This window comes from Plantactinospora alkalitolerans, from assembly GCF_015690345.1.
Taxonomy (GTDB): Bacteria; Actinomycetota; Actinomycetes; order Mycobacteriales; family Micromonosporaceae; genus Plantactinospora; species Plantactinospora alkalitolerans.
Genome location: NZ_JADPUN010000322.1, coordinates 1 through 10,447 on the forward strand (window position 1 = coordinate 1; position 10,447 = coordinate 10,447).

The 10,447-nt window shown below is 72.3% G+C and carries 10 protein-coding genes; 1 reads left to right on the forward strand and 9 read right to left on the reverse strand.

Features of this window, described 5'->3' with window-relative positions; all coding sequences use genetic code 11:
• Positions 1 to 223 (forward strand): hypothetical protein (locus I0C86_RS35175; protein ID WP_407676385.1); only part of this gene is annotated, 223 nt, incomplete at its 5' end.
• A 45-nt stretch (positions 224 to 268) separates the two neighbouring features.
• Here I0C86_RS35175 and I0C86_RS35180 read toward each other — a convergent pair.
• The 9 genes from I0C86_RS35180 to rlmB all read right to left on the reverse strand — a co-directional run.
• Positions 269 to 1,543 carry a cytochrome P450 gene (locus I0C86_RS35180; protein ID WP_230395307.1) on the reverse strand — a complete coding sequence of 425 codons (1,275 nt, stop codon included), beginning with the start codon at positions 1,541 to 1,543 and terminating at the stop codon, positions 269 to 271.
• A complete protein-coding gene (locus tag I0C86_RS35185) occupies positions 1,540 to 2,202 on the reverse strand; it encodes a GTP-binding protein (protein ID WP_196205626.1) in 663 nt (220 codons plus the stop codon). Before I0C86_RS35185 ends, I0C86_RS35180 begins: the two co-directional genes overlap by 4 nt.
• Complete coding sequence (locus I0C86_RS35190) at positions 2,183 to 2,554, reverse strand: DUF742 domain-containing protein (protein WP_323374039.1); 372 nt, start codon at positions 2,552 to 2,554, stop codon at positions 2,183 to 2,185. The genes I0C86_RS35185 and I0C86_RS35190 overlap by 20 nt, the downstream gene beginning before the upstream one ends.
• 48 nt (positions 2,555 to 2,602) lie before the next feature.
• The gene (locus tag I0C86_RS35195; protein WP_230395308.1) at positions 2,603 to 3,007 is read right to left on the reverse strand and encodes a roadblock/LC7 domain-containing protein; all 405 of its coding nucleotides are present in this window, start codon (positions 3,005 to 3,007) and stop codon (positions 2,603 to 2,605) included.
• Between the two features lie 29 nt (positions 3,008 to 3,036).
• Positions 3,037 to 4,449, reverse strand: a complete 1,413-nt coding sequence (locus I0C86_RS35200; protein ID WP_196205627.1) for an ATP-binding protein — start codon at positions 4,447 to 4,449, stop codon at positions 3,037 to 3,039.
• 190 nt (positions 4,450 to 4,639) lie between these two features.
• Positions 4,640 to 7,486 carry an Hsp70 family protein gene (locus I0C86_RS35205; protein ID WP_196205628.1) on the reverse strand — a complete coding sequence of 949 codons (2,847 nt, stop codon included), beginning with the start codon at positions 7,484 to 7,486 and terminating at the stop codon, positions 4,640 to 4,642.
• Between the two features lie 146 nt (positions 7,487 to 7,632).
• Positions 7,633 to 8,277, reverse strand: a complete 645-nt coding sequence (locus I0C86_RS35210) for a GNAT family N-acetyltransferase (protein WP_323374040.1) — start codon at positions 8,275 to 8,277, stop codon at positions 7,633 to 7,635.
• A 3-nt stretch (positions 8,278 to 8,280) separates the two neighbouring features.
• Positions 8,281 to 9,546 (reverse strand): serine hydrolase domain-containing protein, encoded by a 1,266-nt coding sequence (locus tag I0C86_RS35215; protein WP_196205629.1) that lies wholly within the window; start codon positions 9,544 to 9,546, stop codon positions 8,281 to 8,283.
• 82 nt (positions 9,547 to 9,628) lie between these two features.
• The coding region (rlmB, locus tag I0C86_RS35220; protein WP_196205630.1) for a 23S rRNA (guanosine(2251)-2'-O)-methyltransferase RlmB at positions 9,629 to 10,447 on the reverse strand (819 nt) is incomplete at its 5' end.

Genomic DNA, 10,447 nt, shown 5'->3' on the forward strand with positions numbered 1-10,447 from the left:
GGCGGGCCAGGGCTGGCGCGACGCCGCCCGCGCGGCGGCCCGGATCGTGCTGGCCCGACCCGCCACCCTGCTCGGCACCGCCGGGACCGTCGCGCTGGCCGGCGTGCTCTGCGTGCTCATCCTGCCGCCGCTGACCCCGATCCTGGTCGGTTACACCCTCTTCGGGCTGCACGCCACCACCCGCCGGCTCGCCACCCCGGCACGGTCGGCGAACTCCGGATAGCGGCCTGCCGGTCCGGGCCGACCCGACACGGCCGGCGCCGGGCGATCAGGGTTGGTCGGAACCCGGGCTCGACACCGGGGTGAAACGCACCGGAAGCGACGCCGGGCCACGGGTCCACGCCGAGTCGACCGACACCACCTCCTCTGGCGGAATCGCCAACCGGACTCCCGGCAGCCGATGCAGGGCGGTCTCGACGGCGGTACGGACGATCAGCCGGGCCGGCAGCCGAGCCGGACACGAGTGCGGACCGGCACTCCACGAAACGTGCGCCCGGTTGCCGACCTCGATGGCCGCCCCACCGCCGGCGTGGATCCGAGGATCGGCGTTGGCAGCGGCCAACCCGAGGATCAGCGCGTCGCCACGCCGGATCGCCTGCCCGCCCAGCTCGGTGTCCTTCAGCGCGTACCGGCCCGCCACGTTGCTGAAGGGCGGATCCCGCCACAGCACCTCGTCGAGCGCGTCGTCCACCCCGAGCCGGCCGCCCCGAAGGCGCCCGCCGAACCGCGAGTCGGTGAGCATCAGCCGGAGCGTCTGGCTGATCCAGTTGATGCCGTTCTCGTTCGCCCCCACGATCAGCAGCAGGATGGTGTCGTAGATCTCGGCGTCACTGTGCAGGTTCGGATGGTGGGCGAGGTAACTGGTCAGGTCCTCCGACGGTGCCGCCCGGCGCGCCGCCACCGCCTCGGCGGCGAGCCCCAGGACCCGCTGCCGGGCGGCCTCGGCGTCGCCCTCCCAGGAGTACAACTCCAGCAACCCCCGGTAGAGGGCACGCCCCTGGGGGGCGTCCATGCCGAAGACGTCCGCCATGGCGAGCACCGGGATGACCGCCGCGTAGTCGGCGACCAGGTCGGCCTCGCCCCGGCCGGCGAAGTCGGCGATCACGCCGGTGCACAGGGCCGTCACCGCGCGCCGCAACTGCCGCTGGTCGATCCTGCCGAGCCCACCGTCGATCGGGGCACGCAGCCGCCGGTGCCGCTCGCCGTCGGTGAAGAAGGCGTTGTCGTACGGCGACATCATCGCGCGGACCTGCGAGTCCGGCGCGAGCCTGTCGTCCTGGTACACCGACCAGTTGGCCGGGTCGGCGGCGAAGGTCTCCTCCTGCCGGGTGACCGTCAGGATCTCCTGGTATCCGAGGACGAGCCAGCCGTTGATCCCCGGTTCGAGTTCGACCGGCGCGACCGGCCCGTACTCCTCGCGCAGCTTCTGGAAGACATGCTGCGGCTCCGGGCACATCGTCGTCGACACGAGCGGAATCAGTCCGGTCATCTCGTCGAGGGACGTGGGAGCGCCCGGCTCCCGGCGAAAGGTCGCGGCTGTCACGAGACCACCTCCTGGGGGGCCAAAATATTCGGAGCCGGAGCCGGAGCCGGAGCCGGAGCCGGAGCCGGGCCGTCGGCGAGGTCGACGGCGTACTCGACGAGAGTGGTCAACACCTTCAGCACCGAGGCCCGGTCCCGGGCGTCGCAGTCCACGATCGGCGTCTCCGGCAGCAGATCCAACGCGGTACGCAGCTCTTCGACGCTGTGCCGGACCGTGTCGGGGAAGTGGTTCACCGCCACGACGAACGGCATCTGGGTGCCGATCTCCAACTGGTCGAACACCTCGAAGCTGCCCTCCAGCCGGCCCGGCCGGGTGTCGACCAGGACCAGCACCCCGGCGGCACCCTCGGCCAGCCCCTCCCACAGGTCCCAGAACCGTCGCTGCCCCGGCGTGCCGAACAGGTACAGCGCCAGACTCTCGTTGAGGGTGATCCGGCCGAAGTCCATCGCGACCGTGGTGGTGCGTTTCTCCGCCAGGCCGGTGAGGTCGTCCACGCCCTCGCTGACCTGGGTCAGGGTCTCCTCGGTACGCAACGGACTGATCTCGCTCACCGCGCCGATCAGCGTGGTCTTGCCGACGCCGAAGCTGCCCACCACGAGGATCTTCACCGACTTGGTCACGGTGCCGGGTAGGTATTGGTCAGAGAGCCCGGAGGCCATTCAGCACCTCTTGCAGTAGATCCCGGGAAAGCTGCGGAGACTGGGGGCTTCCGGCCCGCGCGGTCAGGTGGCCGGAGTCGACCAGGTCGCTCGCCAACACGCGTACGACGCTGACCGGCAACTCCAGTCGGGCGGCCGCCTCGACGAGCGACAGCAGCCCCCGGCACATGGCCAGCAGGGCACGTTCCTGACGACCGGCCGAGATCGGCAGCGACGGCGCCGGATCCGTGGCGATCAGCAACGTGTCGATACTGATCGTGTTGCGTGACGGACGTGCCCGGCCCTTCGTGAGCACGTACGGCCGCAGCGCGGTGTCCCGATAGGTGCGGCCAGGATCGTCCGGAGAGGTCACGCGGTTTCTCCGCTCCGCTCGGTCATCGGCATTCCTCGGTCGGCTCGGTCATGCCCCGGTACCGTGGCGTGCCGTCGTGGCCAGGTTGCGCTCGCCGATCCGGTTCACCTGCGTCTGCATCTGGTGGGCGATCAGCCCGGGATCGACGGCCGGCTCGGTGACCACCGCCAGGTGTGAGCCGTCCCCGGCCCGCCGGACGAACAGGTACCCACCGTCGAACTCGATCATCAGATGACGAAGGGACCGGCCACCCGAACCGAACTCCCGGCCCACGCTCCGGCCGAGTGACTGCAGTCCGGAACAGGCTGCGGCAAGCCGATCGGCGACGTCCGAGGCGGTGTGCTCCGACCGGACCATGGCCAGGCCGTCGGCGGAGAGCACCACGGCGTGCCGGACGTACGGCACCGACACAACCTCGGCCAGCATCCAGTTCTGGTCTTGTTTCGTCGTCATCGTGTACGCAATCCTTCGGTTGTCGGCGGTCAGCTGGTGCCCGCCGGATCCGGTTCACCGCCGGTCCGGCCGCCTTCGATGAAGGCGCCCATCCAGGAACCCGCCTGCTCCGGCGTCGGGCTGGAAGATGCCGGCGCCGACTCCTCCGGGACGGCCGCGGCGGCCTGCCCACGTCGGGACCGGCGCTGCGGAAGCGTCGCACCGGCCGGCGGCGAGTCGGCGGAGGCGGTGTCGACGCTGGTCCGCGGTCCGGCCTCGACGACCGGTGTGGCCTGCCGAGCCGCTGGTCGCGCGGCGATGGCCTCTGGAGGTTCCACGGTCTCCACAACCTTCGACGGAATCAGCACCACCGCCCGCAACCCACCGTACGGGGACTCGCTCAGATCCGCGCGGAACCCGTGCCGACGAACGTAGTGCCCGACGACGGCGAGACCGGTCTGCGGAATCTCGCCCAGATCCCCCAGCCCGGCCCGGCGGCGCCCGGAGACGATCTCCCGCGCCTGCTCCAGCCGGTGCTCGTCCATGCCGACGCCGCCATCGTCGATCTCGATAACGGCACCCCGCTGCACCCTCCGCACGGTCACCGGCACGCTCGTCGCGGGCGGCGACGACTGGGTGGCGTTGGCCAGCAGCTCGGCCACCAGGTGGATCACCGGTTCGACCACCTCGGCGGCCACCGCCACGTCCTGGTCGCCGGAGACCTCGACCCGCTGGTAGGCGAGGATCCGCGCCGAGGCGGCCCGGACGACGTCCACCATCGCCAGTGGCTCCTGCCACTGCTGTCCCGGCCACTCCCCGCACAGCACCGCCAGGCTCTGCGCGTGCCGGGCCTGCTGCGCGGCGGCATGGTCGACCCGCATGCTCGACTCCACGACATCCGGGTCGTGCTGGTGCCGGTCGGCCATCAGCGACACGTGCTCCTGGATGGAGTGTGCCGCCGTCTGGACCCGCCGGGACAGTGCCACCACCGCGAGCCGCAGCGACTCCTCCCGCTCGTCCGCCCGCTTCAACGCACTCGTCGCTTCCGCGAGCACGCCGTCGACGAGGCTGGCCGCGACCTCGTCCAACTCGGAGTCGCCGTACGCGGGCGGCACCGGGGAGCCGGCCATCGCAGCCGAGAGGCGTACCCGGAGGAGATGCTCCAGGGCCCCGTTCACCGCTGCCGATCGCGCCTCGGCGCGATCGGCCCACTCGGCCTCGCGCTCCGCCAACTGGTGCTGGTACCCGAGAATCCGCCGCTCGACCTCCCGCTCGTGCTGCTCGAACGCGGCCCAGGTGGCGCGCTGCCGGCGGCGCAACCTCCGCAGCAGCGTCAACAGCAGCACCGCGACCGCCGCTGCCAGGACACCGACCGCCACACCCCGCAGGCTGCCGCTGATCACCGCGCCGGCCACCGCCGCCACCGCGGCGAGGGCCGTGATCGTGAAGGTGGCCGACCACACCAATCGGCCCTCCGGCGATGGACGGCCGGACGAGAGAAGAGGTGTCATTTTCACCCTCAAGCGGAAGATCCAGGCAGGACGGAACGATAAATCGCAGTTCAGGCACGTGGTGGATCAGGATCGTACCCGATCACGCGTGGGCCGCCGTCCCCCTGAATGGACAGATGTCACTGGAGGAAAGCATCGACGGCTATCCGCCGCCGCCGCCGAACCGGGCGAAAAGGAACTCGGATTCGGTGCCGCAGACGATGACCGAGGTGTTCCACGAGCAGGAGGTCGGGATGATCCCCTTGAGCTGGCCCAACTCCGTCGCCTTGGCGGAGCCGACGTTCACCCCGGCGATACTGGCGTCGTCGCGGTACGGCGTAAGTTCCGCGTCGAAGGCGAGCAGGTTGCCGCCGTTGACGCGTACGGCCACGCCCTCCCGGGTCAGGATGTTCCGGCCGTCCGGGTCGAAGAGCTTCACCGACTCGGACGACGTGCCGATCCGCACCAACGCGTTCTCGCCGACCGGCACCAGGTGCTCCGCCTGCGGCACCCTCCTGCGCCAGGCCGCCTCCTGGTTGTCCGCCCGGTCGTCGGTCCGGACCGCCACCAGTTCGGTGGATTCCTTGTCCGAGCCGGCGCCCTCCAGCAGGCAGACCTGGTGCTTCCCGCACGGCTCCAGGGCCTGTGGCCGCCGGCTCTTGTCCGGTGCGGAGTAGACGTTCGTCGGCGCCCCGAGGGTCGCCAGGTCGTACCGGGCGAGCCCGTAACCGTCGGTCGGCGAGGCCACGAAGAGCTGACCGTCGTACGCCAGCACGAAGTCCTTGGTGTCGGCCGCCTTCTCCCGGGTCTTGAGCACCCGGCCGTTCGTCACGTCGATGACCCGGATCGAGCCGTCCGCGCCGATCTGGACCAGCCGTGGGTCGTCACCCCGGTTGGGCATCATCGGATCGCCGTTCGGGTTGGTCGCCGCGCCGCCGACCTCCTCGGCGGTGTTCATCGGATAGATCGCCGAGGCGCTGTCGTACTGCCCCGGCGGGCTCGGCAGGGTCCATTCCTTGCCGGTCCGGGCGTTGATCCCGATCACCCTGGCGGCGGTCTTGTCGAGCACCACGACGTACCGGTCGAAGTAGTGGATGGTGTCGTCACCATGGACCTGCCGGCGCCACAGGTGCGCGCCGTCGTCCGGGTCGTACGCGATCAGGTCACGCGGGGTGCTGCCGATCGGTGAGCCCGCCTCGACCAGCAGGACGTCCGGCAGCGCCTCGATCCCGGCCCACTGCTCCGCGCCAGTCTCCGTCGTGATCCAACGCGACACCTTCGCCGTTCTGGCCTGCACCACCGCGACGTCCAGCCGCTGGTCCGGCCGCCGATAGGCGACGTACGCCCGGTCGCCGGCCATCGCGGTGAACGGCGTCGCCGGGTTCTCCACCTGGGCGGCGACCCGGGCGATCTCCGCGAACGGCGCGAAGTCGATGGCGGGATAGCGGTCCCGGGTCAGGTACAGCGCTGCCGCGCCGACCACTCCGACGAGCGCCAGCAGCGCGCCCGCGCCGATCCAGATCGCCCGGCGCGGCAACCGGTCGACCAGCCCGGCCAGCGCCGCCCGGGACGAGGATGCGGCCCCGGGGCTCTGCCGAGGTGGCTCGACGCCCTGCTGGAGCGGCCCGGAACCCTGCCGGGGTGGAGCGGAGACGGCCACCGCCGGCCCGCCCAGGTAGGGCCCGGCCGGTCCGGGCACCGCGTGTCCGAGCGCCACCTGTCCGGGCACCGCGTGTCCGGGCAACGACTGTCCCGGCACCGCGTGTCCGGGCAACGACTGTCCGGGCACCGCCGCCGAAGGGTCGGGCGCGCCGGGGCTGGTCGGCACTCCGGCCGTACCCCGGACCGCCGGTGCCGCGACGGTGGCGAGCGCCGTACCGGACAGCTCGGCGAGCGCGCCCTCGGCGACCGGCAGCTCCGGCTGTTCGAGTACGGTCGGCGCGATCCCGAGGTCGGCGTGCAGCAGCCGGGCCACCAACGGCACCCGGGACGATCCGCCGACCAGGAACAGCCCGGCGAGCTGGTCGACGCTCAGCCGGCAGTTCGCGAGCACCGAGGCGGCCTCGTAGACACCCCGGCGCAGCAGCGGGGTGACGACGCGCTCCAACTCGTCCCGGGTCAGGTGCAACGCCTGCTCGACACCGGGCACCGGGATCGGAGCGGTGGTGGCCCGGGACAACATCTCCTTGGCCCCGCGTACGTCGTCCCAGAACTGCCGGCGGTTACGCCACTGGCTGGCCGTGACCGGGTGGCTGAGCTGCTGCCAGACGACTCCGTGTGCGGTGGCGACGACCCCGCCGAGGTGCTGGACCAGGGCCGCGTCGAGATCGAGCCCGCCGAGGTCGGAAACCCCACCCGAGCCGATCACCACGAATCGGGCCCGGCCGGCGTCGTCGGTGCCCTCGTTGCGGACCACCGCGATGTCCAGGGTGCCGCCGCCGAAGTCGAAGACCGCGAGGGCCGAACCGACCGGCACCGGCCGGCGCAGCACGTCGGCGAAGTAGCGGGCGGCGGCGACCGGCTCGGGCACCAGCAGGGTGCCGCCGGAGGGCCGGGACGACGGATCTGTGCCGGTCACCGGGGGCCAGCCGGCCCGACCGACGGCGGCGGCCAGGGCCTCGCGGCGGCGGGCGCCCCAGGTCGCCGGGTAGCTGAGCACCGCCGGTGGCAGGAAGCCGACCGCCTCGACCGCCGCGTTGGCCACCGTGCCCAACACGCTGGCGAGCAGGTCCACGACCGGAATCTCCCGGTCACCGAGGAGTACGGCGGACTCGTCGATCCGCCGCTTGGGGTTCGGCTCGTAGCGGGCCGGCTCGGCCTGGGCCAGCCGCTGGGCGTCCCGGCCGACGTGCAGCCGCCCGGCGGAGTCGAGGAACACGCCGGAGGGCAGGATCGGCTGCCCGTCGAAGAGCAGCGGCCTGGTACGCACGTCCGGCCAGCGCAGTACCGCCACGGTGTGCGAGGTCCCGAGATCGACGGCGAGCCCGTAGCCTCCGTCCTGCCCTGCCATGTGCCGACTCCTCCGCAGGCGAGGGGTTGCCCGGCCCTGCATGTTACGGGGCGGTGCCCACTTCCGGCCGGGACGCCCGCGTCGCCGCTCTGGCGTGATCACGTAACGCCCGGTTCGCCCGTCCGGGCAGGCCACCCGTCACCGGATCACTGGATCGGGCCGGCACCGCTTCGCTGGGCGGGGAGGATCCGCCGCAGGTGCAGGTGGCCGTCCCTGGGGAACGGCGGGCGGGCGGACATGATCCGGTCGAACCGGTAGCCGGTCTTCTCCGCCACCCGGCACGACGCGGTGTTGTCCACCTGGTGCAGCAGCGCGAGCCGGTCCAGACCCTCCGGGCCGAAGGTGTCGAAGGCCCAGCCGGTGAGCGCCTCGAGCGCGCGCGGGGCCACCCCCCGACCCCGGGCGGGCGCCGCCGTCCAGTAGCCGACCTCGGCGGAGCCGACCGCCGGGTCGAGCGACTTCAGCACCACGTTGCCGAGCAGCCGACCCGGCCCGTTCTCCAAGCCCTGGTCCGGATCGCCACCCGGATCGTCGGCCAGGACGGCGAAGCTGATCCGCTGACGGTTCTGCCAGCCGGCCCGCTGAAGTGCCAACCACCGGTGCGCGTCGTCGACGTTCTCCAGTGGAACTCTCGTCCAGCGCCGCAACACCGGGTCACGGAACGCCTCGATCAACGATTCGACGTCGTCGTCCTGCCACGGGCGCAGCCGCAGGGCCGGAGCGGACGGGGTCGCCTCGGCTCGGAGGACGACGGTCGGCGCGATGCTTGCCGAAGGGGGTTGGCTGGTCACGGCTCATTCGACCACAGTGGGATTGCTGCTACCCGAACCCGTCGGGTCGTCGAGGCAGGCGTGCAGCGCGGTGATCAGCATTTCGACCCGGTCGAAGCCGGCCAGCTGCCGGGTGGCGTACGCGAACGTGTAGTTCCGGGCCGGATCGGCGTACGCCGTACTGCCGCCGATTCCGCTCATGCCCCAGCTTCCGTCGTCCTCGTACTGCATGCCGAGGGTCCACCGGGTCGGGCGTTCGAGCAGCAGGTCCGTGCCGGCGTACTGCACCCGGGTCAGTTCGGCGACGAGTTCGGCGCTGAACAGGCGTATGCCGTCCAGGGTGCCGCCGCCGAGCAGTGCCGCGTACAGCCGGGCCAGTCCGCTCGCGGTGGCGTGCAGGTTGACGGCGGGTATCTCGGCCCCGCGCCACAGCGGGCTGTTCAGCACGGCGAGGTCGAGACAGCCGGCCGGATTGCCGAGAGCACGGGCCCGCAGGGAGCCGGCCGCCCCCCGCGCGCTGACCGGCCAGTCCGGAACGCCGTAGCCGAGTTCCGCGCAGCGGGCCTGGTCGGCCGGGCCGAGTCCGACGTGGAGGTCCAGCCGCCACGGTCGGGCGATCTCGTCGGCCAGGAACTGCCCGATCGACCGCCCGTCGACCCGGCGGACCAGTTCGCCGAGCAGGTGTCCGTAGCTGAGGGCATGCTCGGCGGCGACCGTACCGGCCGGCCAGAGTGGTTCGGCGCCGGCCAGGTCGGCGACGAGCAGCGGCCAGTCGGCGAACGCTTCCGCCGGACGGCGGACCGGGAACACCGGCAGCCCGGCCGTGTGGCTCAGCGCGTGTCGCACGGTGGTGTCGGCGCTCCGGAACTCGGCCCAGTGTCGGACGATCGGGTCGTCCAGCCCGATCCGGCCCCGTTCCACCAGCAGCAGCACGCAGAGCGCGGCGATCGGCTTGCCGGCCGAGTAGACGTTGACCAGGGTGTCCGGCGTCCAGGGACGGGTTCGGCCCGGATCCCGCCAACCGCCGACCAGGTCGAGCACCGGCCGCCCCTGGTGCCAGACGGCGAACGAGGCGCCGGACTCGGCCAGATCGTCGGCCGGGCCGGCACCGCGCGACGCATCGTCAGCCAGGGAGGCACCGTGCGCCGGATCGTCGGCCGGGCCGGCACCGTGCGCCGGATCGCCGGCCGGAGAAGCGTCCTGCGCCGGCCCCCCGGACAGGGGACCGGCGAACGACGCCGCGAAGACGTCCCGGACGCGGTCGAAACGTGGCTCGCAGGTCCCGATCATCCGCTCACGGTAACCAGCCGGAGATCGGTGGCCCAGCGCGCCAGCCGGGTCGGCGTGGTCGTTTCGGGAAAATCTGACCGGGTCAGGCGGCCAGCCGGCGCCGGGACACCTCGGCGAGGGTCACCGCCGCCGCGACGCTGGCGTTCAGGGACTCGACCTCGGAGACCATCGGGATGCTCACCCGCAGGTCACAGGTGGCGCCGACCAGCCGGGACAGGCCCCGACCCTCGGAACCGACCACCACCACGAGCGGCCCGATCGCCGCCTCCAGGTCGTAGAGGTCGGTTTCGCCGTCGGCGTCCAGTCCGACGACCAGGAACCCCTCCTGCTGGGCGAGCTTGAGCGAGCGGGTCAGGTTGGTCACCTGGCTGACCGGAACCCGGGCCGCCGCGCCCGCACTGGTCCGCCAGGCGGTCGCGGTGATCCCGGCGGCCCGTCGCTCCGGTACGAAGACCCCCTGGGCGCCGAACGCGGCAGCCGAACGGATCACGGCGCCGAGGTTGCGCGGATCGGTGATCCCGTCCAGCGCCACCAGCAGCGGTGACGGATGCTCCACCGCCATCGCGAGCATGTCCTCGAAGGGTTCGTAGGCGAACGGCGGCACCTGCACCCCGATGCCCTGGTGCAGCACCCCACCGGTCATCCGGTCCAGTTCGGCCCGGCTGATCTCCAGGATCGCGATGCCCCGGTCGGCGGCGGTGCGGAGCGCCTCGTTGACCCGGTCGTCCATGTCGATGCCCTGGGCGACGTACAACGCGGTCGCCGGCACCTGGGTGCGCAGCGCCTCGACCACCGGGTTCCGGCCGACGAGCAGCTCGGCGGCGTCCCGGCCCGGCGTGGAGCGGCGGCCGGGCGCCACCCGTGGCCCGGACCGGGGTGCCGGCTTGCCTCCGGTACGACC

Bases quoted from the DNA above. Each gene is read 5' to 3' on its own strand.
- I0C86_RS35185 (WP_196205626.1), bottom strand. From the start codon at position 2,202: ATGGCCTCCGGGCTCTCTGACCAATACCTACCCGGCACCGTGACCAAG.
- I0C86_RS35195 (WP_230395308.1), bottom strand. From the start codon at position 3,007: ATGACGACGAAACAAGACCAGAACTGGATGCTGGCCGAGGTTGTGTCG.
- I0C86_RS35205 (WP_196205628.1), bottom strand. From the start codon at position 7,486: ATGGCAGGGCAGGACGGAGGCTACGGGCTCGCCGTCGATCTCGGGACC.
- I0C86_RS35215 (WP_196205629.1), bottom strand. From the start codon at position 9,546: ATGATCGGGACCTGCGAGCCACGTTTCGACCGCGTCCGGGACGTCTTC.